23 protein-coding genes are annotated in these 26960 nt (G+C 72.4%); 18 read left to right on the top strand and 5 right to left on the bottom strand.

What is annotated here, in order from left to right; translation table 11 throughout:
• Positions 1-184: 184 nt before the first annotated feature.
• Positions 185-1036, top strand: a complete 852-nt coding sequence (locus ACFWVC_RS13530) for a glycoside hydrolase family 19 protein (RefSeq protein ID WP_384284077.1) — start codon at positions 185-187, stop codon at positions 1034-1036.
• A gap of 413 nt (positions 1037-1449) precedes the next feature.
• On the opposite strand, the gene ACFWVC_RS13535 is transcribed toward ACFWVC_RS13530, so the two are convergent.
• Complete coding sequence (locus ACFWVC_RS13535; RefSeq protein WP_384283755.1) at positions 1450-1701, bottom strand: hypothetical protein; 252 nt, start codon at positions 1699-1701, stop codon at positions 1450-1452.
• Positions 1702-1812: 111 nt separating this feature from the next.
• The gene (locus ACFWVC_RS13540) at positions 1813-2559 is read right to left on the bottom strand and encodes a DUF4328 domain-containing protein (protein WP_384283757.1); all 747 of its coding nucleotides are present in this window, start codon (positions 2557-2559) and stop codon (positions 1813-1815) included.
• Between the two features lie 358 nt (positions 2560-2917).
• On the opposite strand from ACFWVC_RS13540, the gene ACFWVC_RS13545 reads away from it, so the two are divergent.
• Entirely contained in the window at positions 2918-3679 is a 762-nt protein-coding gene (locus tag ACFWVC_RS13545; protein WP_384283759.1) for an SDR family oxidoreductase, read from the top strand.
• A 58-nt stretch (positions 3680-3737) separates the two neighbouring features.
• Here ACFWVC_RS13545 and ACFWVC_RS13550 read toward each other — a convergent pair whose 3' ends face one another.
• Entirely contained in the window at positions 3738-4457 is a 720-nt protein-coding gene (locus tag ACFWVC_RS13550) for an SDR family oxidoreductase (protein WP_384283761.1), read from the bottom strand.
• A gap of 230 nt (positions 4458-4687) precedes the next feature.
• On the opposite strand from ACFWVC_RS13550, the gene ACFWVC_RS13555 reads away from it, so the two are divergent.
• The 4 genes from ACFWVC_RS13555 (at position 4688) to ACFWVC_RS13570 (ending at position 8518) form a co-directional block, all read left to right on the top strand.
• Positions 4688-5140: a MarR family winged helix-turn-helix transcriptional regulator gene (locus ACFWVC_RS13555; RefSeq protein WP_384283763.1), complete on the top strand. Its 453-nt coding sequence runs from the start codon at positions 4688-4690 to the stop codon at positions 5138-5140.
• Entirely contained in the window at positions 5137-6918 is a 1782-nt protein-coding gene (locus tag ACFWVC_RS13560; RefSeq protein WP_384283765.1) for an MFS transporter, read from the top strand. Before ACFWVC_RS13555 ends, ACFWVC_RS13560 begins: the two co-directional genes overlap by 4 nt.
• On the top strand, positions 6894-7454 hold the full coding sequence (locus ACFWVC_RS13565; RefSeq protein WP_384283767.1) for a cysteine hydrolase family protein: 561 nt from the start codon (positions 6894-6896) through the stop codon (positions 7452-7454). Before ACFWVC_RS13560 ends, ACFWVC_RS13565 begins: the two co-directional genes overlap by 25 nt.
• Before the next feature lie 176 nt (positions 7455-7630).
• The gene (locus ACFWVC_RS13570) at positions 7631-8518 is read left to right on the top strand and encodes a helix-turn-helix domain-containing protein (RefSeq protein WP_384283769.1); all 888 of its coding nucleotides are present in this window, start codon (positions 7631-7633) and stop codon (positions 8516-8518) included.
• A 90-nt stretch (positions 8519-8608) separates the two neighbouring features.
• Here the strand turns inward: ACFWVC_RS13570 and ACFWVC_RS13575 are convergent, their stop codons facing one another.
• The gene (locus tag ACFWVC_RS13575) at positions 8609-10756 is read right to left on the bottom strand and encodes an alpha-galactosidase (RefSeq protein WP_384283771.1); all 2148 of its coding nucleotides are present in this window, start codon (positions 10754-10756) and stop codon (positions 8609-8611) included.
• A 182-nt stretch (positions 10757-10938) separates the two neighbouring features.
• Here ACFWVC_RS13575 and ACFWVC_RS13580 point away from each other — a divergent pair, with 182 nt between their 5' ends.
• The 7 genes from ACFWVC_RS13580 (at position 10939) to ACFWVC_RS13610 (ending at position 19979) form a co-directional block, all read left to right on the top strand.
• Positions 10939-12120 (top strand): ROK family protein, encoded by a 1182-nt coding sequence (locus ACFWVC_RS13580; protein WP_384283773.1) that lies wholly within the window; start codon positions 10939-10941, stop codon positions 12118-12120.
• 2 nt (positions 12121-12122) lie between these two features.
• Positions 12123-13436 carry an ABC transporter substrate-binding protein gene (locus ACFWVC_RS13585; RefSeq protein WP_384283775.1) on the top strand — a complete coding sequence of 438 codons (1314 nt, stop codon included), beginning with the start codon at positions 12123-12125 and terminating at the stop codon, positions 13434-13436.
• Between the two features lie 21 nt (positions 13437-13457).
• Entirely contained in the window at positions 13458-14426 is a 969-nt protein-coding gene (locus ACFWVC_RS13590) for a carbohydrate ABC transporter permease (protein WP_384283778.1), read from the top strand.
• On the top strand, positions 14423-15349 hold the full coding sequence (locus ACFWVC_RS13595) for a carbohydrate ABC transporter permease (RefSeq protein WP_384283780.1): 927 nt from the start codon (positions 14423-14425) through the stop codon (positions 15347-15349). The genes ACFWVC_RS13590 and ACFWVC_RS13595 overlap by 4 nt, the downstream gene beginning before the upstream one ends.
• 63 nt (positions 15350-15412) lie before the next feature.
• Positions 15413-17236, top strand: a complete 1824-nt coding sequence (locus ACFWVC_RS13600; protein ID WP_384283782.1) for an alpha-galactosidase D — start codon at positions 15413-15415, stop codon at positions 17234-17236.
• A gap of 114 nt (positions 17237-17350) precedes the next feature.
• A complete protein-coding gene (locus ACFWVC_RS13605) occupies positions 17351-18613 on the top strand; it encodes a PP2C family protein-serine/threonine phosphatase (RefSeq protein ID WP_384283784.1) in 1263 nt (420 codons plus the stop codon).
• 109 nt (positions 18614-18722) lie between these two features.
• Entirely contained in the window at positions 18723-19979 is a 1257-nt protein-coding gene (locus tag ACFWVC_RS13610; RefSeq protein WP_384283786.1) for an NAD(P)/FAD-dependent oxidoreductase, read from the top strand.
• Positions 19980-19983: 4 nt separating this feature from the next.
• Here the strand turns inward: ACFWVC_RS13610 and ACFWVC_RS13615 are convergent, their stop codons facing one another.
• Entirely contained in the window at positions 19984-20598 is a 615-nt protein-coding gene (locus ACFWVC_RS13615; protein WP_384283788.1) for a TetR/AcrR family transcriptional regulator, read from the bottom strand.
• 144 nt (positions 20599-20742) lie between these two features.
• Here ACFWVC_RS13615 and ACFWVC_RS13620 point away from each other — a divergent pair, with 144 nt between their 5' ends.
• The 5 genes from ACFWVC_RS13620 (at position 20743) to ACFWVC_RS13640 (ending at position 26648) form a co-directional block, all read left to right on the top strand.
• On the top strand, positions 20743-22218 hold the full coding sequence (locus tag ACFWVC_RS13620) for an MFS transporter (protein WP_384283790.1): 1476 nt from the start codon (positions 20743-20745) through the stop codon (positions 22216-22218).
• Positions 22219-22280: 62 nt separating this feature from the next.
• Entirely contained in the window at positions 22281-23336 is a 1056-nt protein-coding gene (locus ACFWVC_RS13625) for an aldo/keto reductase (protein WP_384283792.1), read from the top strand.
• A gap of 220 nt (positions 23337-23556) precedes the next feature.
• Complete coding sequence (locus tag ACFWVC_RS13630; protein ID WP_384283794.1) at positions 23557-24027, top strand: cation:proton antiporter regulatory subunit; 471 nt, start codon at positions 23557-23559, stop codon at positions 24025-24027.
• Positions 24028-24029: 2 nt separating this feature from the next.
• Positions 24030-25280 carry a cation:proton antiporter gene (locus ACFWVC_RS13635; protein ID WP_384283796.1) on the top strand — a complete coding sequence of 417 codons (1251 nt, stop codon included), beginning with the start codon at positions 24030-24032 and terminating at the stop codon, positions 25278-25280.
• 291 nt (positions 25281-25571) lie between these two features.
• A complete protein-coding gene (locus ACFWVC_RS13640) occupies positions 25572-26648 on the top strand; it encodes a MerR family transcriptional regulator (protein ID WP_384283798.1) in 1077 nt (358 codons plus the stop codon).
• Positions 26649-26960: the final 312 nt, after the last annotated feature.

A 26960-nucleotide genomic window follows, 5' to 3' on the forward strand; every position in this document is an offset into this window, starting at 1 on the left:
TCCCTTCCACGCTACGCCGCCGGGGCGTGGCCTCAAGCGGAACGGGCGTTGGTCTAGACCTTGACAGGTATAGGTCAATCCGGTTCATTGCTCAGTGCGAAACGCAACTCCCCCCACGCAAGGAGCAGTTACAGTCATGCGACGCACTCTGGCACTCCTCACCACCATCGCGGCCGCCGCCGGCATGGCGGTGGCCATCCCCTCAGGCTCCGCCTCCGCCGCCACCTGCGCGGCCCCGTGGAGCGCGTCATCGGTCTACACGAACGGGATGACGGCGTCCCTCGGCGGCCACAACTGGCAGGCCAAGTGGTGGACCCAGGGCGAGACCCCCGGCACCACCGGCGAATGGGGCGTCTGGGCCGACCAGGGCACCTGCGGCGGCGGTGGCACCGACCCCGGCAACCCGGGCAACCCCTCGGGATTCGTGGTCAGCGAGGCCCAGTTCAACCAGATGTTCCCGGGCCGGAACTCCTTCTACACCTACAGCGGCCTGGTCGCGGCGCTGTCGGCCTACCCCGGCTTCGCGAACACCGGCAGCGACACCGTGAAGAAGCAGGAGGCCGCGGCCTTCCTCGCCAACATCGCCCACGAGACCGGCGGCCTCGTCTACATCGTCGAGCAGAACACCGCCAACTACCCGCACTACTGCGACAGCGGGCAGCCCTACGGCTGCCCGGCCGGCCAGTCCGCGTACTACGGCCGCGGGCCCATCCAGCTCAGCTGGAACTTCAACTACAAGGCCGCGGGCGACGCCCTCGGCATCGACCTGCTGCACAACCCGTGGCTGGTCGAGCAGGACGCGGCCGTCGCCTGGAAGACCGGCCTGTGGTACTGGAACACCCAGAACGGCCCCGGCAGCATGACCGGCCACAACGCCATGGTGAACCAGGCGGGCTTCGGCCAGACGATCCGCTCCATCAACGGCTCACTGGAGTGCGACGGCCGCAACCCCGCGCAGGTCCAGAGCCGGGTGACCAACTACCAGCGCTTCACGCAGATCCTCGGGGTCCCCACGGGCGACAACCTCTACTGCTGACCGCCGGCGCACGCGGGCGCAGGGGCGCCGGCCCCCGCGCCCGCGGGCGCCCGTCAGGCCGGTCACCTCCCGTCCGGTCAGGCTCGGACCCTCGGGTGCCGGTACCGGACGCGTCCAGTGACTGCCGGTGTGTCCGGCCCTCGTCGTTGAGCAGCCGGACCGTGGTGCCGTTCGGCACGCCGGAGACCTCCGGGCGCACGTCGACGGGCGCGTCGCCGTCCACCGTGAGCGTCTCGACGATGACGGCCCGGCGGCCGCCGCCGGTCGCGGTGGAGGCCACCGTCACGCAGGCGCGGCCGTCGCGAATGGCCTCGAGGACCGTGTGGCGGCTCAGGTCGTCCGCGTACACCACGGTCAGCGGCAGCCCGATGACCTGCGGGACGCCGCGCGCGTCGCCGGGTGGGCGGACGTGGTCAACTCAGCAGCCCGCGCACCCGGTCCATCCGGGGCCGCGCCCGGTCCGCGTCCCGCCGCTCGGCGGCGGCCCGCGCGCCCTCCGGCGACTTCCAGTCCGCGTGCAGGGCCTCCCAGAAGTCCGTCCACGCCTCCGACTCGGTCATGCCCCGCCCCACCACGCCGGTGTCCCGGCACGCGACGCGATATCCCTCACCGGTCATCTCCACCGACACCTGGCGCTCCACGTCCCACCACCGCCTTCGGGGCACCGTCTCCCTGCCAGCCTCCCCACGTGCCCGCACCGCTCGCAACCCGGGCCACGAAAAAGCGTCCGGGCGCCGGCACGTTGCCGGCGCCCGGACGCCTTGGGCGCGGGAACCTCAGACGGCGGCCAGCGGGCCTTCCGTGGCCATGCGGTGCTGCATGGAGGTCAGCTTCCGGACGAAGAGGATCGCCAGGACGGCGGCGGCGACGTCCAGCGTGGTCGCGAACGTCATGGCGAGGGCGGAGTCCTGCACGGCGTCGGGGACCTCGGCACCGGAGTACATCCCGGAGGCCACCCGGTCGACGATCAGGCCGAGGATCCACAGGAGCCACCACGCGGTGATGATCCCCGTCCGGGCCGGACGCCACGAGCCGTCCGGGGCGCGCTGCGTACTGGCGGTCCAGATCTCACGGGCGATGCGGAAGGGGATGACAAGGTTGCCGACGGGGATGAACCACCCGCCGATGGCCCAGCCGCGGCCCTTGTCGAAGCCGCTGGGCGAGAAGACCTCGCCGTTGCTGCGCACCCGGAAGAACCAGATGATGAAGACGACCGCCGTGGCCGCGAGGCCGATGCCCTGCAGGACCGTGGCGAGCGCCACGAGCCCGTCGGCGGGGCCGGCCTCGCTGACCGCGGCGAGGTCGTCCGGTGACCACGTACCGGCCGTGGCGTACAGATTGATGTCCGCGCCGATCGCGAGCAGGTCGATCGCGATCACGAGTCCCAGCAGCGCGGTGAGCGCGTTCGCCAGGCCGAGCGGTGACCGGAGCACGCCGGGCAGGACCGGCGGCGTCGGGGTCGGCGTCAGGCCGGACGGGGAGTGCGGGACGCTGCCCGGCGGGCCGACAGGGGTGAAGGACACGGCGAAATCCCCCCCAAGGGATGTTGTTCGAGCGGTGGGCCCGCTGGGTGCGGGCAGGCAGGAACATATGTCACCAGGTCGGCGCACGTCCAAGCGGATTCGGACGCCCGGAACCGGCGCGTCCGGTGCAGCCGGTCCCGCGGGCGGGCGGGAACGCCTGCGGCGCCCGCCTCCGCCGTCGAACGGCGTGGAGCCCGGGCGAGGCGAGGTGCGTCGTCACCCGGGCCCGGCAGGCGATCCGCGGGGTGGAGCGCGACGATGGGGGGAGCGCAGGCAGACCCCCGGAGGCACGGATGACGGGCAGGGAACGGAACTTCGACCGGGCCGGTGACTCGGGTGGCCGGCGGGGGGTTCGGTCATGACCGCGGCAGCCGGCGTTCCCGGCACCCCCGGTCTGCCCGACTTCGCCGGGCAGACCGTCGTGGTGATCGGCGCCAGTGCGGGGATCGGGCTGGAGACCGCCCGCCAGGTACGCGCGAGGGGTGGCCGGCTGATTCTCGTCGGCCGTGACCCGGAACGGCTGGAGCAGGCGGCGCTCGAACTCCAGCCCCTCGGCACGGCGGCGTTCGACGCCACCGACACCGACCGCCTCAAGCAGTTCTTCGAGGATCTGAGCGGACCGGTCGACCATGTGCTGGTCACCGCCGGCGGTCCCGCCTACATGCCCCTCGAGGACATGGACCTCGCCGCCGCCCGCAGGCAGTTCGGCGACCGCCTCACGATGACACTCGCGGTCGCCCTCTACGGCCGCGAGAGGGTCCGGGCCGGAGGAACGCTGCTGTTCATCGGCGGCACCGGCGCCCGGCGCCCGGGCGCCGGCATGTCCGTCGTGGGCGCCATGACGGCGGCGCTGCCCGCCCTCGTCGCCAATCTGGCGCTGGAGATCGCGCCGGTCCGGGTCAACCTCATCGCCGCGGGATTCGTCGACACGCCCCTGTCGGCCTCGCTGCTGGGCGACCGACTCGAAGCGCGGCGTGAGGAGTTGCGGACCACGCTGCCCATCCGGCGGGTCGTGGGTCCGGGCGACATCGCCTCGCTGGCCCTCCACATCATGACCAACGACGCGCTCACGGGCGCGACCTACGACATCGACGGCGGCCAGCAGCTCCTTCCCCACTGACGGACTGACGGACTGACGGACTGACGGCTGATGCGTCGATCGTCAGTCCGTCAGTCCGTCACACCAGCGGGGGACGGCCGGACAGCTGGGGATACAGCGCTTCCGGACCCGCGGCGAGCGCCGCCTCGACCTGCCTGCTGACGTCGTCGGCGAGCACCTCGTCCAGTCCGGCGTCGACCCCGTCGACGGCCGCGCGGGCCACCGCGGCGGGATCGGCCTTCGGCCCCGACACGGCGGCGGCCATCTCCGTCGCCAGGTAGCTGACGTGCACGGCGGTCACCTGTGTGCCCTGTTCCGCGAGCGCCACCCGCAGGGCGTTGGTCACGGACCACTCGGCGGACTTGGCCGCCGCGTATCCGGCGCTGGCCGGGATCGACACCCAGGACAGCACGGACAGGACGTTGACGATCGCGCCGCCGCCGTTGCGCCCGAGAACCGGCGCGAAGGCCCGGCTCATGGCGAGGGTCCCCAGGACGTGCGTCTCGAACTCCTTGCGGAACGAGTCCAGTTCGGAGGTGAGCACATGGGCCCTTGTCGTCGAACCCGCGTTGTTGACGAGGAGCGTCACGTCCTGGGCCAGCCCGGCCGCCGCGTCCACGGATTCCTGGTCGGTGATGTCCACGGCGACCGGAATCGTCCCGGGTACGGAGACTTTCGCGGGATCACGCGCCCCCGCGTAGACCTTGGCCGCCCCGGCGTCGAGGAGCGCCCGCACGAACTGCTCACCGAGTCCGCGGTTCGCCCCGGTGACGAGCGCTACGGAGCCTTGGACCTTCATGGGGCACCTCACCGGCGATGGATTGCAGGGCGTACGACCGGCGTCGCGATGGTGTGCGAGCGTGCGGCGCCGCTCCCACGTCCAACGTAGGCCGCACGGGTTCCGGCCACCACCGGAGCCGGACGCCGGAGTCGGAGCGGGACGCAGGCGCCCGGCGCGGTCGTCTCGGACCCGGATCCGTGGCGGCAGCGGGTAGTTACGGCGAATTGATTAAGCTATTGTAAGTATTCATGGACGAGACGACACCGGCGTCGGCGGACGACCCCACGGAGGTCGGAGCGGCACTCCGGCTGGCCGTGGGCCGGATCGCGCGCCGACTGCGACAGGCACACGCCGTGGGGGACGTGACGCTCTCCGAGGTGTCCGTGCTGGCCCGGCTGGACCGTGAGGGCCCGGATTCCCCCGGCTCGCTCGCCGAGCTGGAGCGAGTGCGCCCGCAGGCCATGGCGACGACGCTGGCAGGGCTGGAGGAGCGGGGGCTGGTCAGCCGCCGCCCGGACGCCGCCGACGGCCGCCGCGCGGTCGTGACGGTGACGGACGCGGGCCGCAAGGTGCTCGCCGACCGGCGCTCGGAGTCCGTGCAACGGTTGGGCGCGGTCATCCAGGAGGAGTTCACCGACGACGAACGGCGGCGGCTGCTGGCGGTGCTGCCGCTGCTGGACCGGCTCTCGGAGCGGCTGTGAGCGGCACACGGACCGGTAAGGCGGCGGCGCGGCCCGGGGACGGCGGCCGGCCGGAGGACAACGACCGCTACAAGTGGGTGGCGCTCTCCAACACGACGCTGGGCGTCCTGATCGCGACCATCGACGGCTCGATCGTGATCATCTCGCTCCCCGCGATCTTCCGCGGCATCGGCCTGGACCCGCTCGCCCCCGGCAACATCGGCTATCTGCTCTGGATGATCCTGGGCTACCTGCTGGTCTCCGCGGTCCTCGTGGTCGCGCTCGGCAGGCTCGGCGACATGTTCGGCCGCGTCCGCATGTACAACATGGGCTTCGCGATCTTCGCCTGTGCCTCGCTCGCGCTGTCGCTCGACCCGTTCATGGGCGGCTCGGGCGCGCTCTGGCTGATCGGCTTCCGCATCGTGCAGGCCGTCGGCGGCTCGATGCTCACGGCCAACTCCGCGGCCATCCTGACCGACGCGTTCCCGGCCAGACAGCGCGGCATGGCGCTCGGCGTCAACCAGATCACCGCCCTGGCGGGGCAGTTCCTCGGACTGCTCGCCGGCGGGCTGCTGGCCACGATCCACTGGCGCGCGGTGTTCTGGGTCAGCGTCCCGATCGGCATCGTCGGCACCATCTGGTCGTACCGCAGCCTCCGCGAGACCGGCGTCCGCAAACCGGGCCGGATCGACTGGGTCGGCAACATCACCTTCACCGCCGGGGCGGGCGGTCTCCTCGCCGCCATCACCTACGGGATCCAGCCCTACGGCGGCCACCCCACCGGCTGGACCAACCCCTGGGTCTTCGGCGGCCTGGCGGCCGGTGTCGCGCTGCTGCTGGTCTTCTGTCTCGTCGAGACCCGCATCGCCGAGCCGATGTTCCGCCTCGGCCTCTTCCGTATCAGGGCCTTCGCCGCCGGCAACCTGGCCGCCCTGCTGATCTCCATCGCCCGCGGCGGGCTGCAGTTCATGCTGATCATCTGGCTCCAGGGCATCTGGCTGCCGCTGCACGGCTACGACTTCGAGGACACCCCGCTGTGGGCCGGCATCTTCATGCTGCCGCTCACCGTCGGGTTCCTCATCGCCGGCCCCGCCGCCGGGTACCTGTCGGACCGGTACGGCGCGCGGCTGTTCTCCACGACCGGACTGCTGCTGGTGGCCGCGGGCTTCGTCGGGCTGCTCATGCTCCCTGTCGACTTCCCCTATCCCGCCTTCGCGGGCCTGCTGCTGCTCAGCGGCATCGGGCAGGGCATGTTCTCGGCGCCCAACACCTCCGCGATCATGGGCAGCGTCGCGCCGGACCAGCGCGGCGTGGCCTCCGGCATGCGCTCGACGTTCCAGAACTCGGGCACCGCCCTGTCCATCGGGCTGTCCTTCTCGCTCATGATCTCCGGTCTGGCCGGCTCGCTCCCCGGCGCGCTGGAGAGCGGTCTGCGCGGCCAGGGCGTGCCCGCGGGCACCGCGAGCCAGGTGGCCGGGCTGCCCCCGGTCAGCACGTTGTTCGCCACCTTCCTCGGCAACAACCCGATCACCCACCTGCTCGGGCCCAGCGGCGTCCTGCACTCCCTGCCCGAGCACAACGTCGCGGTCCTGACCGGAACGGAGTTCTTCCCCGCACTGGTCTCCGGGCCCTTCCACCACGGGCTCGTCACGGTCTTCACCGCCGCCACCGCGATGTCCCTGATCGCCGCGGTCGCCTCGGTGCTCCGCGGCCGGCACCACAGGACCGGACCGGGCACACCGGCCGGCGCGAACGAAGGACAGGAAACAGAAGCATGGCGCACAGCGCACTCCTCGTGATGGACGTCCAGCGGGGCGTCCTCGACCGCTTCGCCACCGACACCGACTACCTGCCGCGCCTGCGCGGGGCCATCGACGCGGCCCACGCCTCCGGCATCCCGGTCCTCTACGTCGTCATCGGCTTCCGTGACGGGCACCCCGAGGTCAGCACCCGCAACAAGACCTTCAGCGCCCTGGCCGGCAGCGGCGCGTTCGCCGAGAGCGACCCCGGCGCGCAGATCCACCCGGACGTCGCCCCCGAGCCCGGCGACCTGGTCATCACCAAGAAGCGCGTCAGCGCCTTCGCCGGCAGCGACCTCGAGGTGGTGCTGCGCGCCCGCGGTGTCGACAGCCTCGTCCTGACCGGCATCGCCACCAGCGGGGTCGTCCTGTCCACCCTCCGCCAGGCCGCCGACCTGGACTTCGAGCTCACGGTGCTGGCCGACGGCTGCCTCGACGCCGACCCGGAAGTGCACCGCGTGCTCACCGAGAAGGTCTTCCCCCGGCAGGCCGCCGTCGTCTCCGTCGACGAGTGGGTGCTGGCCGTCAAGAACTGACCACCACGCGTCACGGCGGCACGGCACACCGCCGCCACCGGATCACCGCCGCCGCCCAGGTCCCGCCCCGGCCCTGGGCGGCGGCGTTTTGCCCAGGTCCGCCACCGTGCCCCGGCCGCGTCCCTGGGAGTGACAGGGACAGCCACCCTCCGGCAGGTACCGCCTACGGTGGAGCTATGGACAGCAGCAACGCCCTCGGCGACTACCTGCGGGCCCGTCGCGAACTGGTGCGGCCCGAGGACGCCGGGATCAGCTCCGGCGGCCTGCGCCGGGTGCCGGGTCTGCGGCGCGAGGAGGTCGCCACTCTCGCGGGCATCAGCGCCGACTACTACCTGCGGCTGGAGCAGGGCCGGGACCGCAATCCGTCCCTCCAGGTGCTGGAGGCGCTCGCCAGGGTGCTGCGGCTGGACGCGGACGCGACCGCCTACATGATCGGCCTGACCCGGGCGCGGCGGCGCGCCCCGGCACGGCCGGAGCGGGTGCCGCAGAGCATCCGGGAGCTCATGGACGGCTGGCCCGCCCATCCCGCCTACGTGCAGGACCGATTCGGCGAGCTGCTGGCCGTCAACTCCCTGGCGGCCGCCCTCTCGCCGAACTACGCCCCCGGGATCAACCTGCTGCGCGCCGTCTTCCTCGACCCCGCCGAGAGGGAGCTGCGGAGCGACTGGGAGGAGCTGACGGAGGACGGCGTGGCCGCGCTGCGCTCCCACGCCGGGGCCGACGTCGACGACCCGCGCCTGACGGCCCTGGTCGGCGAGTTGTCCGTGCGCAGCGACCGCTTCCGTGAGCTGTGGGGCCGGCACGACGTCCAGCCCAAGCGCGGCCGGATCACCAAGCTGCGGCATCCGCAGGTGGGAGACCTCGAACTGCGCTCCGACAAACTCACCATCGGCGGCACCGAAGGTCTGATCCTGGTCGTCTTCCACGCCGAACCGGGCAGCCGCGACGCCGAGTTGCTGGGCATCCTCGGCAGCCTCAGCGTGCCCGGCGGCGCGCCGCGCGAGGAGCCCGCGCGGCGGAGCGCGGACGACCGCCCGGAGCGAGGCGGTGCCCCGGGCGGCTGACGCGGCCGGGCCACCGCGCCGGTCCGGTGATGGCCCGGAGGCCGCGAGGTGTCAGGGCGCTCGCGGTCCCCGGGCGTTCCTGTGGGCGGGTCAGCCGCCGGTGGCGTCCGCGCCGTCCGGTACGCGGATCAGGTGCACCGCCGTGCTCGCCCAGTCCCCCGCGGGCAGGTCGAGCGTGAGCCCGTAGCCCGTCAGCACCGTGGTGTGGTGGACGGCGCCGGTGCGGGCGTCGCGGTAGCGGGCGCCGGGGGTGAGGCCGGCGAGGCGGACCGGGCGCCGGGGGGTGCCGTGGGGGAGCGGTGGCCGCCAGGCCAGCAGCAGGGTCTCCTCGCCGTCCGGGGAGACGTACTGGACGACGGTGGGCCCGTCGCCGTCCGGCCCGGCCGGCCGGTGCAGTACGCCGTGCTGGACGAGGTGGCGGACCGTCTTGTACTCCACCACCAGCTCCGCGGCTTCGGCCAGTTCCTCCTCCGGCCAGCGGCTCAGGTCGCCGCCGATGCCGAGCAGGCCGGCCATCGCCACATGGAATCGGAAGCGCAGCGGCACGGTACGGCCGGTGAGCTGGTTCGGGACGTCGGTGACCCAGGCGGCCATGGTGCGGGCGGGGTAGATCTGGGTGTGGCCGTGCTGGATGCGGGTGCGGTCGGCGGCGTCGGTGTTGTCCGAGGTCCACGCCTGGTCGGTGCGGGCGAGGATGCCGAGGTCGATACGGCCGCCCCCGCCGCTGCACGCCTCGATCCGCAGATCCGGGTGGTCGGCCCGCAGCCGGTCGAGGACGCCGTAGAGGTTGTGCACGTACCCGGTCCCCACGCGGTCGGCGCCACCGGCGGATTCCGGCCACCCCGCCTCGCTGAAGGCGCGGTTCATGTCCCACTTGAGGAAATCGATGCCGTGGTCGGCTACCAGCCGGGTCAGCCAGTCGTACGCCCAGTCGGCGACGTCACGGCGGGCGAAGTTCAGCACGAGCTGGTTGCGCAGCTCGGTGCGCGTGCGGTCGGGGACGTGCAGCACCCAGTCGGGGTGCTTGCGGTACAGGTCGCTGTCGGCGTTGACCATCTCGGGTTCCACCCACAGGCCGAACTTCATGCCGAGCCGGTGCACTTCGCGGACCAGCGGGGCCAGCCCGTCAGGGAAGCGGTCCGGTGCGGGGGTCCAGTCGCCGAGGCCCGCGCGGTCGTGGCGGCGGCCGCCGAACCAGCCGTCGTCGACGACGTAGAGCTCGACGCCGAGCGCCGCGGCCCGCGCGGCGAGTGCGGCCTGCGCTGCCGGTTCGACGTCGAAGCCCGTCGCCTCCCACGAGTTGTAGAGCACGGGCGCCGTCTCGCGCGGCCGGGGCAGGACGTGCGCCAGGGTGTACGCGTGCCAGGCACGGCTGGCCGCGCCGAACCCGCCGTCGCTGAAGAGCCCGGCCATCACCGGCGTGGTGAACTCCTCGCCGGGGGCGAGCGGCAGGATCGCGCCGTCGTAACCGGCGCCGCCGGTGAAGCCCGCCCGGCCGTCGGGGGTGTGCTGCGCGGTGATTCGCCAACTGCCGCTCCAGGCGCAGGCGGCGCTCCACACCCGGCCCTGCTCCTCCGTCGCGTCTCCCGCGTCGAGCATCACCCACGGGTTCGCGTGGTGGCTGGTGACGCCGCGGCGGCTGGTGAGGACGGTCTCCCCGGCCGGGAGCCGTTCGCGGTGCAGCCTGCCCTCCGCGGACCACTGCCCGGTGACGTGGCTCAGCCGGTAGCCGGGCAGTGCGGGCAGCGTCCAGGCGGCGGAGTCGGCGCGCGGCAGGGCGAGCGCCTGGTCGCCGGCGTTGCGCAGGACGGTCCAGCGCTCCACGACGTCGGTGTCCTCGTGCACCCGGTAGTGCAGCGTCACCTCCAGCGGGTACACGCGGTCGCGGAAGGAGAGCGCCAACTCGGCCGTCCCGGGGGAGGGTTCGTCGACCCGGTGACCGGCCGGCTCCCACTCGAAGGCGCGCGAGCCGTCCGCGAAGCGGACCTGGAGGGACGGCACCCCGTAGCGGGCACCGCCGTCGACGGGGAGTTCCTCGCCCACCGCCGGCCGCCCCTCGAAGCTGCTGGCCGGCGGAGCGAGGGGAACGGCCAGTTCCGCCGCCTCCGCGAGAGTCAGCCGCGGCCCCCAGGCGACGTGACAGGGGGCCCCGGTCTCGTCGGTCCGCAGCGCGTACGAGGTGCGCGCGGTGGAGAGCAGCCAGACCCCGGTGTGCGGGGCGAAGGAGATCAGGGCCATGGGTCCTCACGATCGGTCGACGCCACGAGGCAGATGGCGAAAGCCAACCGTGACCTTTGATCAAATGTCAACACCGACCCAGCACAACCCTTTACAAGTCCCGGTCGGCTCAAAACCGCAACTTCCGACCATCCTTGTTTCTTTCATTGACAGCAGAAAAGAACAGATCTAGGTTCCCGGCCATGCGCTCGACCCCACCCGGCGAGGCGATACCGGCCCACACTCCGGCCGCCTCGCAGATCTTCACCATCGTGCTCTCCCACGGCCCGCTCACCCGGGCCGACATCGCCCGGCGCGCCGGGCTGTCCGCCGCCGCGGTCACCAAGGCGGTCCGGCCCCTCATCGAGGCCGGCTACCTGGTGGACGAGGCGGACGAGGCGGCCCGCCCCGCCCTCGGGCGGCCCGCCAACCACGTCCGCGTGGATGCCGGCCGCGCCCTGTTCATCGGCCTCAAGGTGACCGGGGACGAGGTCATCGGCGTCCTCACCGACCTCTGCTGCCGGATCAGGGTCGCCCGGCACGTGCCGCTGACGAGCCGTGAACCGGGTCCGGTGCTGGCCGTCATCGGCGACCTGGTGCAGGAACTGCGCACCGAGGCGGACGGCTTCGGCGTCCAGGTCCGCGGACTCGGCCTGGCCGTGTCGGGCGACGTCGACCGGGGCGCGGGGGTCGTGCGCTGGTCGCCGTTCCTGGAGTGGCGGGACATCGCCCTGGCCGAGATCGTGGCCATGACGACCGGCCTGCCGGTCACCGTCGAGAACGACGTACGGGCCCTCACGGTCGCCGAGCAGTGGTTCGGGGCCGGTGTCGGGCTCACCGGCTTCGCCGTCGTCACCGTCGGCGCGGGCATCGGCTGCGGCCTGGTCGTGCACGGCAACGTGGTCTCCGGGGCCTACGGTGTGGCCGGCGAGATCGGCCACCTGCCCATCGACCCCACGGGCCCGGTCTGCCAGTGCGGCAACCGCGGCTGCGTGGAGGCCATCGCCGCGGACCCCGCCATCGTCCGGGACGTACGGGCGGCGACCGGCGTCGCGGTGGCCGACGCCGCCGAGGCCCTGGAACTCGCCCACCGGGGCGACCCGGGGGCCCGTGCGGTGTACGCGCGGGCCGGCGAGGCGATCGGCCGGGCCATCGGCGCCGTGGCCAACCTGCTGGGTCCCGAACGCGTGATCATCTCCGGCGAGGGCCTGGCGGCCTACGACCTGTTCGCCGACCAGATCCGCGACGCGTTCACCGCCGCCGCCTTCGGCACGGCCGCGCAGTGCGACCTGCAGACCCGGCCGCTGCCCTTCGACGAGTGGGCGCGCGGGGCCGCGGCCACCGCGATCCAGTCCTTCATCAGATCAGACACGCCAAAGGAGTAGTGATGACGCTGCAGAGCCGCACTTCCTGGACCGACTCCCAGCCCGGCCGCCGCCGCGTGGTCGGCGGCATGCTCGGCCTCGGGGCGGCCGCCCTGGCCGCGCCGCTGCTGACCGCCTGCGGCGGGGGAGCGGGAGCCGACCCCAAGACGGTGACCTTCGGGTCCAACGGCGCCGACGCCACGCCCAAGTCGGCCTACGCGGCGGTGACCAAGGCCTTCACCAAGGACAGCGGTCTGACGGTGAAGACGAACACCGTGGACCACGACAGCTTCCAGAAGAGCATCTCCACCTACCTGCAGGGCACTCCGGACGACGTCTTCACCTGGTTCGCTGGCTACCGCATGCAGTACTTCGCCAAGAAGGGCCTGTGCACGCCGCTGGACGACGTGTGGGACAAGATAGGCGACGGCTTCAGCGACGCGACCAAGCAACTGTCGCGCGGCGAGGACGGCAAGTACTACTTCGTGCCGCTGTACAACTACCCGTGGGCCGTCTTCTACCGCAAGAGCCTGTTCCAGGAGCGCGGTTACACCGCCCCCCGCACCTGGTCGGAGTTCACCGCGCTGGCCAAGCGCATGAAGAAGGACGGCCTGTCGCCCATCGCCTCCGGCTACGGCGGCGGCGACGCCTGGAGCATCCTGGGCGCCTTCGACTACCTCGACCTGCGGGCCAACGGCTACGACTTCCACATGCAGCTGATGCGCGGTGAGGTCGCCTGGACCGACCGCCGCACGGTCGCCGTCTTCGACCTGTGGCGCGAGATCGCTCCGTACTACCAGCAGGGCGCCGCGGGCCGTTCCTGGCAGGACGCCGCGCAGTCGCTGCTGGACAAGAAGTCCGGCATGGCGATCATCGGTCTCTTCGTCGGGCAGCAGATCTCCGACGAGAAGCTCCGCGACGACATCGACTTCTTCCCGTTCCCCGAGATCGACCCGGCGCAGGGCCAGGACGCCGTCGAGGCGCCCACCGACGGCTTCATGCTCAGCCGCCGGCCGAAGAACCAGGACGGCGCGAAGAAGCTGCTGGAGTTCCTCGGCAGCGCCGGTGCGGAGAACCTCTACATGGGCGTCGACCCGAGCAACGTGGCCGTCCACGCGAAGGCGGACACCGGCTCCTACAACCCGCTGCAGAAGAAGTCCGCCGAACTCATCGCCTCCGCCAAGCACATCACGCAGTTCGCGGACCGCGACAGCGACCCCGGCTTCGTCTCCACGGTCGTGCTGCCCGGGCTCACGCAGTGGCTGGGCCACCCCGACGACGCGTCGTCCCTGCTGAAGCAGATCGAGTCGCAGCGGTCCCGCTTCTTCACCGCCTGACCCGGACCGGGAAGGAACACCGTGCCGTCCGCTCCCCCCACCGCGCCGCCCCGCTCGCGCCCCCGGTCCCGCCCCGAGTCCCGTCCCAGGTCGCGTCCGCGCCGGCTCGGGCCCGGCGACCGCCTCTTCCTGACCATCGTCGTGGGCATCCCGCTGCTCGCGCTGCTGGTCTTCGTCTGGCTGCCCGCGCTGGCCTCCATGGGCCTGTCGTTCACCAGTTGGGACGGCATCGCGCTGTCCGACATCCACTGGACCGGACTGGAGAACTACCGGCAGATCTTCACCAACTACCCGCCGTTCTGGCCCGCGGTGCGCCACAACGTCATCTGGCTGCTCTTCACGGCGCTGCTGCCGACCCCGTTCGGCATCTTCCTCGCGTACCAGCTGGACCGGAAGCTGCGCTTCACCAGGGTCTACCAGACCGCGATCTTCCTGCCCATGGTGCTCTCGCTGGCCGTGGTCGGCCTCATCTGGGAGATCATCTACAACCCCGACAGCGGGCTGCTGGACGGGATCATCAACGCCGCCGCCCCCGGCCACCACATCGACTGGCTCGGCGACCCGGACCTCAACCTCTGGTCCGTGCTGGTCGCCTCGGCCTGGCGGCACACCGGCTACATCATGATCCTCTACCTGGCGGGCCTCAAGGGCTTCGACCCGGCCCTGAAGGAGGCCGCCGCCCTCGACGGCGCCAACGGCCGGCAGACCTTCCTCAAGGTGGTCTTCCCTGCGCTGCGGCCGGTCAACGTCATCATCCTGGTCGTCACCGTCATGGAGTCGCTGCGCGCCTTCGACGTGGTGTACGTGCTCGGCGGCGGCGTCGGCAGCAAGCCCGGGATGGAGCTGCTGTCCCTCCTGATCACCGACAACATCATCGGCGAGTCCAGCCACATCGGCTACGGCTCCGCGCTGGCCGTCGTGCTGCTCGTCGTCTCCCTCGCCGCCATCGGGACCTTCCTCGTACAGAACTTCCGCAAGGAGGCCCAGTGACCACCACCGCCACCGAGCCGGCCCCCTCCCGGGCCCGCGTCGAGCGCGGACCGGGGCCGCACACCGTCTCCCGCCCGCCCCGCCAGACGGGCCGTCACCTGATGCTCGGCGGCATCGCCCTGCTGTGGCTGCTGCCGCTGCTGTGGGCGGTGTACACCTCGCTTCGCCCGTACGAGGACACGGCCAAGCACGGCTATCTGTCCTGGCCGCACGGGATCAGCCTGGGCAACTTCACCGACGCCTGGACCCAGTCGGGCATGCCGCACTTCTTCTGGAACTCGGTGCTCATCACCGTGCCCTCGGTGCTGGGGACCCTGCTGTTCTCCGCGGCGGTCGCGTTCTTCGTCTCGCGCTTCGACTTCCGGTGGAACATCGCCCTGCTGATGCTCTTCACCGCGGGCAACCTGCTCCCCGCCCAGGTGCTCATCACGCCGCTGTACCGGCTCTACCTGCTGGTCCCGCTGCCCCCGTGGATGAGCGACTCGCTGCTGCTCTACAACTCCGTGTGGGGCATCATCGCCATCCACATCGCGTACCAGTGCGGGTTCTGCACCTTCGTGCTCAGCAACTACATGAAGACGATCCCACAGGAGATCTCCGAGGCGGCGCTCGTCGACGGCGCCCAGGTCTGGCGGCAGTTCTTCCAGATCATCCTGCCGCTGTGCCGGCCGGCCTTCGCCGCGCTGGCGACGCTGGAGTCGATCTGGATCTACAACGACTTCTTCTGGCCGCTCGCCCTCATCGAGACGGGCGACAAGCGCCCCATCACCTCGGCCCTGGCCAATCTGCAGGGCCAGTACTTCACCAACCCGAACCTCATCGCCGCCGGCGCCCTGATGACGGCCGTCCCCACGCTGCTGGTCTACTTCGCCCTCCAGCGGCAGTTCATCAGCGGCCTGACCATCGGCTCCGGCAAGGGCTGACGCCCCCGCGGCACCCGCCCCGCCCTGTCCGCCACACCCCCCACAACCCCAGGAGGCCGACCCATGCGGTCACCCTCGCACTCCGTCCTGCCCGCAAGCGCCGCCCGGACGCTGCTCGTCCTGGCCCTCACCGCCGGTGTGTCCACCGCCGTGCCCGCGGCCCAGGCCACCGCGCCGGAAGCGCCGGTCGCCACCGCGGCACCTGCCGCACCCGTCGCCGCCACGCCGTACATGGGCTGGTCGAGCTGGAGCATGCAGTCCTCCAAGTACCCCGGGCTCAACCCGGACGGCGACTACAGCTGGCTCACCGAGCAGAAGGTGCTCCAGCAGGCCGACGCCATGGCCGCCAAGCTCAAGAAGTACGGCTACAGCTACGTCAACATCGACGCCGGCTGGTGGCGCGACAACACCTGGAAGCCCGAGTTCGACGCCAACGGCCGCCAGACCGCGGACCCGGTGCGCTTCCCCCGCGGCATGAAGCCGGTCGCCGACCACATCCACGCCAAGGGCCTGAAGGCCGGCATCTACCTGCCCGTCGGGCTGGAGAAGGAGGGGTACGGCGACGGCAAGGTCCCGGTCTGGAACGCCCCGGGCTGCACCACCGCCGACATCGTCTACGGCGACCTGCGCACCACCAACGGCTGGGACAGCTCCTACAAGATCGACTTCTCCCGCCCCTGCGCGCAGAAGTACATCGACTCGCAGGCGCGGCTGATCGCCGACTGGGGCTACGACTTCCTCAAGATCGACGGCGTCGGCCCCGGTTCCTTCAAGAGCGGCGACAACCACGACAACGTCGCCGACATCGCCGCCTGGCAGAAGGCCATCGCCGCCACCGGCCGCCCCATCCACCTGGAACTGTCCTGGTCGCTCGACATCGGCCACATCGCCGACTGGAAGAAGTACTCCAACGGCTGGCGGATCGACACCGACGTCGAGTGCTACTGCGACACCCTGGTCAGCTGGGAGAACTCGGTCGACGACCGCTTCGCCGACGCCGCGGCCTGGAGCCGGCACGGCGGCCCCGGCGGCTGGAACGACCTGGACTCCCTCGACGTCGGCAACGGCGAGATGGACGGTCTGACCAAGGCCGAGCGGCAGACCTACATGACGCTGTGGGCCATCGCCAAGTCCCCGCTGTTCACCGGTGACGACCTCACCCGCCTCGACGCCTACGGCACCTCGCTGCTGACCAACCGTGAGGTCATCGCGATCGACCAGTCCAGCACCCCGCCGGCCCGCCCGGTCACCGCGACCGGCGACCGGCAGGTGTGGGCCGCGAAGAACGCCGACGGCAGCTTCACCGTCGCCCTGTTCAACCTCGGCGACGCCCCCGCCGCCGTCACCGCCGACTGGGCCGCCCTCGGCTTCTCCGGCCGCGGCTCCGTGCGCGACCTGTGGAACCACAAGGACCTCGGCAGCCTGAAGGACAAGGTCACCGCGACGCTGCCCGCGCACGGCTCGCGCCTGTTCACCGTCACCCCGCACGGCCCCGCCCAGGCGACCACCGGGTACGAGGCCGAGGCCGCCGGCAACACCCTGGGCGGCAGCGCCTCGGTCGCCGACTGCGGCGTCTGCTCCGGCTCCCGCAAGGTCGGCGACCTCTACCTCGGCGGCTCGCTGCGCTTCAACGACGTGGTCGTCCCCAAGGCCGGCGTCTACACGGTGAAGGTCGCCTACGTCAGCGGTGACCCGCGCCCGGCGGAGGTGTCCGTCAACGGCGACGCCGCCACCACGTACACGTTCCCGTCCACCGGCGACTGGGGGACGGCCGAGACCGTGAGCATCCCCCTCAGCCTCAAGGCCGGCGCCAACACCATCACCTTCGACAGCGGCTCCGGCTACGCCCCCGACATCGACCGGATCGACGTCCCGAAGCGCGCCTGACCGCCGCATGACCCGCGGGGCCCGGCGCGCGCGCCGGGCCCCGGCCGGCCGGCGGGGCGGGGTCCGGACCCCGCCAACGGGCGGAGGCCGTCCGGGCGAGGTAGACATCAAAGAGTGAGCCGTGGATCCGGATCCGGCGAGGGGCCGGGCGGGAAGATCGACTACGAGTCGGTGTTCCTGGCCTTTCCCGCTCCCGTGCTGCTGCTCACCCCGGATCTCGTCATCGCCGACGCCAACGAGACGTTCCTGCGGACCTTCGGCCTCGACCGGGCAGGCCTGCGCGGCATGCCGGCGGCCGAGGCGTTCCCCGTCCAACCGGACAACGACGTGAAGCGCATGAGCGCCTCGGCGCAGCGCGCCGTGGCCACCGGTGAGCAGGACGTCATCGGCCCGGTCCGGTACGACGCCGTGCGGCGCGACCCCGGCGACGACGGCGTGCGCTACTGGAGCCCCGTCCACATCCCCGTCGTCGGGCCGGACGGCGAGGTCAGCATGGTCATCGCGCGCCTGGACGACGTCACGGCCCTGGTCCGCGCCGGCGGCGGCCGGGATGCCGCGGGCGGCGTCCTGAGCAGCGACGTGCTCGCCACCGCCGGGCTGCTGGTGCGGGCGCAGGAGCTGGAGGAACTCAACGAGCGGCTGCGTGAGGCGCACGCCCGCGAGCGCGCCATCGCGGTCACACTGCAACGCGCGATGCTGCCCACCGTCGTCCACGACCAGTACGACTTCGCGGCCGTCCGCTACCGCCCGGCCACCGGCTCCCTGAACGTGTGCGGCGACTGGTACGACATGACCGGGCTGGAACGCAACCGGCTCGCGGTCGCCGTCGGCGACGTCGTCGGGCACGGCCTGGAGGCCGCGGGCGTCATGGGGCAGCTGCGCAGCGCGCTGAGCGCCGCCGTCCGTGCCTTCGGCCAGCCCGGGCCCGCGCTGAAGACCCTGGCCCGGTACGCCGTCACCGTCGACGGAGCGCTGGCCACCACCGCGGTCCAGATGGTCATCGACCGTGCCCGGGGCACCATCACGTACAGCAGGGCCGGCCATCCGCCGCCCGCGCTGCTGGACGCCGACGCCGAGACCGCGGTCTTCCTGGACGAGATCGCCGACCCCCCGCTCGGCGCCTGGACGTACGAGGCGAACCGGTCGCAGGCCACCGTGGGCTACTCGCCCGGGGCGACGCTGGTGTTGTACACCGACGGCCTGATCGAGCGCCGCGGCGAGGACATCGACGTCGGGCTGCGGCGGCTCGCCGACAGCATCGTCCGGCACCGCCGGCTCGGCCCGGAGGACCTCGCCGACGCCCTGCTGCGCGACCTGCGCGCCGAGGACGGCACGGACACCGACGACGACGTCGCCCTGGTCACCCTGCGCCTTTAGCGGGCGCGGCGCGGCGCGACCGGGCGCTGCCGGGGGCGCACATAGGGTGATCGGCACCGTGCGACCCGGGGTCCGTCCTGCGGCGGCGGTCGTGGAGAGGGAGGCGACGATGGCTGGGGAACCCGGCGGCCGGTGTGACGTGATCGTGGTCGGTGCCGGGGCCGCCGGACTGGCCTGCGCGGCCGACCTGAGCGCCGCGGGCCTCGCCGTGCGCGTCCTGGAGGCCTCCGACCGCGTCGGCGGCCGGATGCGGACCGACCGCCACCTCGGCTTCCTGCTGGACCGCGGCTTCCAGGTCTTCAACACCTCCTACCCGCAGGTGCGGCGCCGGCTGCGGCTGCGCGACCTGCGGCTGCGGGCGTTCACGCCCGGCGTGGCCGTGCACACCGACCGGGGGCGGCTGCTGTTCACCGACCCGACCCGCCGCCCGCGGGACGCGGCCGATCTGCTGCCGGGCCGCCTGGCCTCCGCCCGCGACCTGGCCGCGCTCGGCGTCCTGAGCGCCCGCGACATGCTGCTGCCCGCCCGCGTCCTGCGCGGCCGCGGGGACACGACGACGCTCACCGCGCTGGCCGCGGCCGGGCTCTCCGAGGACATCGTCGAGACCTTCTTCCGGCCGTTCCTTTCGGGCGTCTTCCTGGAGGACGATCTGGAGACGTCCAGCCGCTTCTTCCACCTGGTGTGGCGCAGCATGCTGCGCGGCACCCTCTGCCTCCCCGCGGAGGGCATCGGCGCGGTGCCCGCCCAGCTCGCCGGGCTGCTGCCCGAGGGCGTCGTCCGCACGGACGCCCCGGTGCGTGAGCTGACCGCGTACGGCGTCCTGCTGGACGACGGAACGGAGACGGCCGCGCCGTCCGTGGTCGTCGCCACCGGGCCGGCGGCCGCCGCCCGCCTGCTTCCGGGACTCCCGACGCCGGACACGCGCACCGTGACGACGCTCTACCACGCGGCCGACCGGTCGCCGCTGGCCGCGCCCACGCTCCTGGTCGACGCGCGGCGGCGCTTCCTCAACACGGTGGTCCTCACCGAGGTCCACCGAGGGCTGTCGCAGGACGGCCGCGCACTGGTGTCGACCTCCGTCCTGGGCGTCCCCGGACCGGACGAGGAGGCCGCGGTGCGGGAGGCGCTGGCCGACGTCTACGGGACCGACACGAGCGCCTGGGAGCCACTGCGCAATTGCACGGTCCCCGGCGCCCTGCCCGCGATGCCGCCGCCGTACCCGCTGAGCCGCACCAGCCGCTTCACCCCTGGCCGCTATGTGTGCGGCGACCACCGCGCCACCGGTTCCCTCCAGGGCGCGCTGGCCTCGGGCGCACGGGCGGCCCGCGAACTGCTGGCGGACCACCGCCGGGCGGCCCGGGCCTGACCGCTCAGCGGGCCGGCCGACCGTCCGGGCCGAGCGCGGCGTCGAGCAGGGACGTGGCGATCGAACGGGCGACGGCGCCGCTGCCGGGAGCGTTGAGCGCCGTGCTGCGGGCGACGGCGCCGTCGTACAGCAGGGCGAGCTGCTCGCCGAGTGTGTCCGGATCACGGGCGCCGGCGCGCCGTGCGAGGCCCGCCAGACGCCGGGCGAACTCGGTCTTGTAGGTCGCGGCGAGCCGGTGGACGGGATGGTCGGGGTCGGGGACCTCGACCGCGGCGTTGAGGAACGGGCAGCCGCGCAGCGGCGCCGACGGGTCCGGGGGCGGCCAGGAGAACACGGCGAGCAGCTGTTCCCCGGCCTCCCGCGCGGTCATCTCCGGCGGGACCTGCGGGGGCAGCAGTCCGTCCTCCATCCCGCGCAGAAAGGCGTGCACGAGCTCGTCCTTGCCGCTGAAGTGCTGGTACAGCGTGCGCTTGGACACCTCGGCGGCCGCCGTGAGCTGTTCCATGCCGGTGGCGTTGATGCCCTGGGCGGTGAACAGCTCGGTCGCCGCCTTGAGGATGCGCTCCCGGGCGCCGCGGCCGCGGCGCCGGCGGACGGGCGAGGGCTCGGTGGTGCTCATGCCTTCAGGATACCGATCGTTTTACTTAAGCGGAAACCCCTGTTACGGTCGCTTAAGTACACCGATCGGTTTGCTTAAGTGGGCCGCCGGCCCGGCACCGCGCCCGATCGACACGTCCCCCGCACTCTGTTGGAGACCTGGTCCATGACCTCCCCACCCCCGAACGTGACGCCCGCCGGCCACCCCGGCCCGGCACGGGCGTCCCTCTCCGGCGGCCGGCCCGCCGCACGCCCGGTGCACCCGGGCCTGGTCCTCGCCGTTCTGGCCACCTCGGTGTTCCTGTCCGGGCTGGACGCCTTCGTCGTCAACGTGGCGCTCGAGCCCATCGGCCAGGGCGTGGGCGAGACCTCGCTCTCGAAACTGAGCTGGATCCTCAACGGCTACGCGATCGTCTACGCCGCCCTCCTGGTCCCCGCCGGGCGGCTGACGGACCGCTTCGGCGGCAGGAACGGATTCCTGCTCGGTCTGAGCGTGTTCACCGCGGCCAGCCTGGGCGCAGCGGCCAGTGGCGACCTGTGGGTCCTGGTGGCCTTCCGCTTCCTGCAGGCGGCCGGTGCCGCCGTGCTCACCCCGGCCAGCCTGGGCCTCGTCCTGACCACGGCCCCGCCCGCCAAGCTCACCCGGTACATCCAGATCTGGGCGTCCAGCGGCTCGCTGGCCGCGGCGGCGGGGCCGATGGCCGGCGGACTGCTGGTGCAGGCCGCCTGGCAGTGGATCTTCCTGCTCAACCTGCCGATAGGCATCGCGGCACTGGTCCTCGCCGCACGCCTGCTGCCCCGCGGACGGCAGGCCGGCGCCGCCCGGATGCCCGACCTGCCGGGCGGCGCCCTGCTCGCCGTCGCGATCGGATCGCTGGCGCTGGGGCTGGTCCAGGCACCGGTGTGGGGCTGGGGCGCGGCGCCGACGATCGGCAGTTTCGCGGTGGCCGCCGTGGCGCTCGTGCTGTGCCTGCTGCGGTCCGCGCGGCACCCGGTCCCCGCCGTCGACCTGCGGCTGCTGCGCAACCCGGTCTTCGCCTGGGCCGGTGTCGCCACGCTGCTGTTCTACGCCGCCTTCGCCGTCCAACTGCTCGGCATCACCTTGTGGTTGCAGCAGGAATGGCACTGGTCGGCCATCGAGACGGGCCTCGGCGTCGCCCCCGGTCCCGCCATGGTGTTCGTCGCCTCCGCCGCCGGGCGGCGCCTCGCCCGGCGCCTGCCGGTCGGTGTGGTGGCGGCACTGGGCGCGGCGCTCGTCGCCGCCGGCACCGCGTTGCTCGCCCTCGCCGCGGGCGATCGGCTCCACTACGCCACCGACATCCTGCCGGGCTGGATCGTCGCGGGCGTCGGTGTCGGCCTGGCCCTGCCGACCCTGATCTCCTCGGCCACCGCCGAACTCCCCAAGGACAAGGCCGCCACCGGCAGCGCCGTCGTCGCCATGGCGGGCCAGGTCGGGAACGTGATCGGCGTCAGCGTCCTCGTCGTCCTCCTCGCGGCGGGAGCCGCCGGCCCGCCCGCACACACCTTCTCCCACGTCTGGTGGACGTCGGCCGCGGTCGTCGCCCTCAGCGCGCTGGCCGCGCTCGGCATCACGCCGCGACGCAGGACCGGCGTCGCGGAGCCCGGCGCCGCGGCCGGCTGAGCGTCGTGCGTCCCACGAAGAATTCCCGACTTCCCTCCGAGCCCAAGCCCAAGGAGATCTCCATGCGTTACACGACCTTCGGACACCGCACCGGACTGCGTGTCTCCGAGTACGCCCTCGGCACCGGCAACTTCGGCACCCGCTGGGGCGCCGGAGCCGACGCCGAGGAGTCCCGCCGCATGTTCGACCGGTTCGCCGAGGCCGGTGGCAACTTCATCGACACCTCCGACACCTACCAGTTCGGCGAGTCCGAAGAACTGCTGGGCGGCTTCCTCGCCGCGGACCGCGACCACTTCGTCCTGGCCAGCAAGTTCAGCAACGGGTACGCGGCGCGGAAGGACATCTCCAAGACCGGCAACAGCCGCAAGAACATGATCCATTCGGTGGAGGCCAGCCTGAAGCGCCTCGGCACCGACTACATCGACCTGTACTGGGTCCACTTCCCGGACGACCTGACGCCGGTCGAGGAGATCCTGCGCGGCATCGACGACCTGGTGCGGTCGGGCAAGATCCTTTATGCCGGGCTCTCCAACTTCCCGGCCTGGCGGATCGCCCGCGCCGCGACCCTCGCGGACGTCAACCACTGGGCCCCGGTCGCCGGTGTCCAGATCGAGTACAGCCTCGTCGAGCGGACCGCCGACCGCGAACTGCTGCCGATGGCCGAGAGCCTGGGCCTGGCCGCCGCGCTGTGGTCCCCGCTGGGCGGCGGGCTGCTGACGGGCAAGTACCGCGACGGCACGCAGGGCCGGCTGAGCGATCTCAAGACCCTGGTGCACACCGAGAGTTCCGACCAGAAGACCGCCGTCGTCGACACGGTGCTGGACATCGCACGGGAGACCGGCGCGACGCCCGCCCAGGTGTCCGTGGCCTGGGTCCGCGGGCGCGCGGAGCGGGCGGCGACCTCGTTCCTGCCCATCATCGGCCCGCGCAACGCCGCTCAACTGGAGGACTACCTGGGGGCACTGGAGGTCCGGCTCACCCCGGAGCAGTACGCGCGCCTGACCGACGTCAGCGCCGTCCCGCTCGGGGTGCCGCACGAGGCGGTCCTCGGCGTCCGCGACGTCGTGCGCGGCGGGGACGCCTCCCGCGTCGACGCCCCGGTGCGGCCGGTTGCCTGACCCCCGGGGCCCGCAAGTGCCCCGCGCCCTCCTGTGGCGCGGGGCACCGTCGGGAATGAATCCACCCCTCCGAAACGTAATGATAGGGTAAAACGCGCTGGTGGCCCGGCCTGCCGCGATGCTACCTGTGCCGTGGGGCCCGGACGGTCGAGGGCTGTGCCACCCGCCCGGCCACGCATCCATGGATCCATGACGTGGACCCACCCCCTGGGAGGCAAGAGTGGGCACTCGGCGGACGACACTTCCCGGCGTCGGGACGCAGTACGACGTCACCACCCGCGCGGGACGGCACCTCTCGGTGGTGGTGCACCAGGACGGCCGGCGCTTCCTGGGCTTCTACGGCGCCGAGGACCCCGACTCCTGCCTGGTGTCGATACCGCTGGAGGGCGAGGAGGCCGCCGTGCTGGCCCGGCTCCTGGACCCCACGCCGCTGGAGGCCGTGCACACCGAGGGGATCGGTCTGGTCACGGAGCAGATCCCGGTCAACTCACGTTCCCCGTACGCCGGGCGGCTGCTCGGCGACACCCGCGCACGGACCCGCACCGGCGCCTCCATCGTCGCCGTCATGCGCAGGACGAGCGCCCATCCCTCCCCGGGGCCGGACTTCCGGCTGGCGATCGGCGACACGCTGGTCGTCGTCGGCACCCGTGAGGGCGTGGACGCGCTGGCCGCGATCGTGGCGGGGGAGTGAGGATGCACGACACGACCGAACTCCTCATCGAACTCGGCGCCGTCATCCTCGGACTGGGACTGATCGGGCGCTTCGCCGGCCGCGTCGGGCTGTCGCCGATACCCCTCTACCTGCTCGCGGGGCTCGCCTTCGGGCACGGCGGCCTGCTGCCGCTCGACGCCAGCGAGGACTTCGTCGCCGTGGGCGCGGAGATCGGCGTGATCCTGCTCCTGCTGCTGCTCGGCCTGGAGTACAGCGCCTCCGAACTGGTCACCAGCCTGCGCACGCAGTACCCCTCCGGCGTGGTCGACTTCGCCCTCAACGCGGTGCCCGGTGCCGCCGCGGCGCTGCTGCTGGGCTGGGGCCCGGTGGCGGCCGTCGCCCTCGCCGGCGTCACCTGGATCTCCTCCTCGGGCGTCATCGCCAAGGTGCTGACCGACCTGGGCCGGCTCGGCAACCGGGAGACACCGGTGATCCTCGGCGTCCTGGTCATCGAGGACCTGGCCATGGCGATCTACCTCCCGCTGCTCACCACCCTCCTCGCCGGCATCGGCCTGGCGGCGGGCGGCCTGGCCCTCGCCATCGCGATGGGCACCGTGGGCGGCGTGCTCTTCCTCGCGCTGCGCCACGGACGCCTGCTGAGCAAGGCGGTCTCCTCGGAGAACCCGGAGATGCTGCTGCTGGTCGTCTTCGGCCTGGCCCTGGTCGTCGCGGGGTTCGCGCAGAAGCTCCAGGTCTCCGCGGCCGTCGGCGCGTTCCTCGTCGGCATCGCCCTGTCCGGTGAGGCCGCCGAGGGCGCGAGCCGGCTGCTCATGCCGCTGCGGGACCTGTTCGCCGCCGTCTTCTTCGTGTTCTTCGGCCTGTCCACCGACCCGGCCGCCATTCCGCCAGTCCTGCTGCCGGCGCTCGCGCTGGCCGCCGTGACCACCGTCACCAAGATCATGACGGGCTGGTACGCGGCACGTCGCGCCGGCATCCACACCCGGGGCCGCCTGCGGGCCGGCGGCACGCTCGTGGCACGCGGCGAGTTCTCGATCGTCATCGCGGGCCTCGCCGTCGCCAGTCAGCCACGCATCGGCCCACTGGCCACCGCGTACGTCCTGATCCTGGTCATCGCCGGCCCCCTGGCCGCCCGCTGGACCGAGCCCGCCGTCACCGCGCTGCGCGCCGTGCTCCGCCGCGCCCCGACCGCCGGGGCCAAGGGCGACCGTTCGATGGCGGCCGAGGAGCCTCCGGCCACGACCTCCGCGGGAGCCGCGAGCTCATCGGGCTGACGGCCCGCTGCGCGGCGGCGCGTTGGTGCGCCGCCGCGCACCGTGCGCTCCAGCGGGTCTCCGCGCGTTCCGCCCGCTTGTGGTGGGTGGCGATGATCTTCGCGGCGACCTCGGGCGGGCCGCTGAGCGGTCCCGCCCTCGCCGGACCCGGTCAGGAGTACGCCACGGTGGTGCGCCGCATCCACCTCCCTGCGGAAGGGCCGTCAGCGCCCGGGCAGTTGACCTTCACCTTGGGGGAGGCCACACCATCGGTCGGGCCGGGCGACGTGCCCGGTATGAGGAGGAGCGGGCATGGGGTTTCTGACCATCGGGACGTTCGCGAAGGCGTCCCGCCTGTCGCCCAAGGCACTGCGTCTTTACGACGACCTCGGCCTGCTGACCCCCGCTCGTGTCGACCCGGTGACCGGCTACCGCCTCTACGCACCGGAACAACTGGACCAGGCCCGGCTGGTCGCCTGGCTTCGGCGTCTGGGAATGCCCCTGGCCCGCATCCAGCACGTCACCACGCTGGAGTCGGCCGCGGCGGCCCAGGAGATCCGCGCGTTCTGGGCCCAGGTCGAAGCCGACACCGCCGCACGGCGGAACCTCGCTTCCTTCCTCATCGACCATCTGTCCCGGAAGGACCCCTCCTTGTCTCCGAACAGCAAGCCCCTGGGAATCCGTTACGCCGCCCTTTCCGACACGGGCCTGGTCCGCGAGAGCAACCAGGACACCGCCTACGCCGGCTCCCGCCTGCTCGCCGTCGCCGACGGCTACGGCAGTGGAGGAGCCCCCGCGAGCGCGGCCGCCATCGACGCGCTCAAGTACCTCGAAACCGACAGCATCCCGGCGGGCAATCTCCTCAACCTCCTCGAAGACGCCGTTGAACAGGCCAAGCGGGCCGTGGACGGCGCCGTCGAGACCGGTTCTTCACCCGACGGGGCCGGCACGACACTCACCGCGATGCTCTGGACCGGATCGCAGCTGGCCCTCGTCCACATCGGCGACTCCCGGGTCTATCTCCTGCGTGACGGAGAGCTGTTCCAAGTCACGCACGACCACACCATGGTGCAGTCGATGGTCGACGAAGGACGCCTCACCCCGGAGGAAGCCGCCTCCCATCCCCAGCGGTCGCTGCTGCTACGAGCCCTGGGCCAAGGAGTCGACGGCAACCCCGACATGCGCCTGCACGTCGCCCGGCAGGGAGACCGCTACCTGCTCTGCTCCGACGGTCTGTCGGCTGTCGTGCCCATCGATGAGATCCGGCAGGCGCTCTCCGACATCCGCGATCCCGAGCAGGCCACCCGCGAACTCATCGCGATCGCCAACGGCTTCGGCGGCCCCGACAACATCAGCTGCGTGGTCGCCGACGTCATGGAGCTCGCGTAGTCGGGAGCGAGCGGCATGCACTTCGCGATGCACCGGATCCGCCCTCGGCCCGGTGCCGGCGTGCTTCCCCGAACGCCGGAACGCGCGCGGCGCGCCGTCCTCCGGGGCCGTCTTTCCAGCGGCCCCGGAGCCGTGCCCGGTCGCGGTCATGTGTGGCTGAAAACCGCCGGTGCCGTGAGCGGGGTTGCGGGTGCCTCGCGCGGCTGACGGGGCGCTTGCGGGGGAGCTGTGTGCGGGGTGGGCAAGGGTGTCGCTCGCGGCTGCTCGTCGGGGGGCCGGCCGCAGGTGGAACGGGGGAATCGCACCGCCGCT

This window comes from Streptomyces sp. NPDC058691 (assembly GCF_042714775.1).
Classification (GTDB): Bacteria; Actinomycetota; Actinomycetes; order Streptomycetales; family Streptomycetaceae; genus Actinacidiphila.

Excerpts from the sequence above, each read along its gene's own strand:
- ACFWVC_RS13530 (WP_384284077.1), top strand. The coding sequence starts at position 185 with ATGGCGGTGGCCATCCCCTCAGGCTCCGCCTCCGCCGCCACCTGCGCG.
- ACFWVC_RS13545 (WP_384283759.1), top strand. The coding sequence starts at position 2,918 with ATGACCGCGGCAGCCGGCGTTCCCGGCACCCCCGGTCTGCCCGACTTC.
- ACFWVC_RS13550 (WP_384283761.1), bottom strand. The coding sequence starts at position 4,457 with ATGAAGGTCCAAGGCTCCGTAGCGCTCGTCACCGGGGCGAACCGCGGA.
- ACFWVC_RS13555 (WP_384283763.1), top strand. The coding sequence starts at position 4,688 with ATGGACGAGACGACACCGGCGTCGGCGGACGACCCCACGGAGGTCGGA.
- ACFWVC_RS13565 (WP_384283767.1), top strand. The coding sequence starts at position 6,894 with ATGGCGCACAGCGCACTCCTCGTGATGGACGTCCAGCGGGGCGTCCTC.
- ACFWVC_RS13570 (WP_384283769.1), top strand. The coding sequence starts at position 7,631 with ATGGACAGCAGCAACGCCCTCGGCGACTACCTGCGGGCCCGTCGCGAA.
- ACFWVC_RS13575 (WP_384283771.1), bottom strand. The coding sequence starts at position 10,756 with ATGGCCCTGATCTCCTTCGCCCCGCACACCGGGGTCTGGCTGCTCTCC.
- ACFWVC_RS13580 (WP_384283773.1), top strand. The coding sequence starts at position 10,939 with ATGCGCTCGACCCCACCCGGCGAGGCGATACCGGCCCACACTCCGGCC.
- ACFWVC_RS13585 (WP_384283775.1), top strand. The coding sequence starts at position 12,123 with ATGACGCTGCAGAGCCGCACTTCCTGGACCGACTCCCAGCCCGGCCGC.
- ACFWVC_RS13600 (WP_384283782.1), top strand. The coding sequence starts at position 15,413 with ATGCGGTCACCCTCGCACTCCGTCCTGCCCGCAAGCGCCGCCCGGACG.
- ACFWVC_RS13610 (WP_384283786.1), top strand. The coding sequence starts at position 18,723 with ATGGCTGGGGAACCCGGCGGCCGGTGTGACGTGATCGTGGTCGGTGCC.
- ACFWVC_RS13615 (WP_384283788.1), bottom strand. The coding sequence starts at position 20,598 with ATGAGCACCACCGAGCCCTCGCCCGTCCGCCGGCGCCGCGGCCGCGGC.
- ACFWVC_RS13620 (WP_384283790.1), top strand. The coding sequence starts at position 20,743 with ATGACCTCCCCACCCCCGAACGTGACGCCCGCCGGCCACCCCGGCCCG.
- ACFWVC_RS13625 (WP_384283792.1), top strand. The coding sequence starts at position 22,281 with ATGCGTTACACGACCTTCGGACACCGCACCGGACTGCGTGTCTCCGAG.
- ACFWVC_RS13635 (WP_384283796.1), top strand. The coding sequence starts at position 24,030 with ATGCACGACACGACCGAACTCCTCATCGAACTCGGCGCCGTCATCCTC.
- ACFWVC_RS13640 (WP_384283798.1), top strand. The coding sequence starts at position 25,572 with ATGGGGTTTCTGACCATCGGGACGTTCGCGAAGGCGTCCCGCCTGTCG.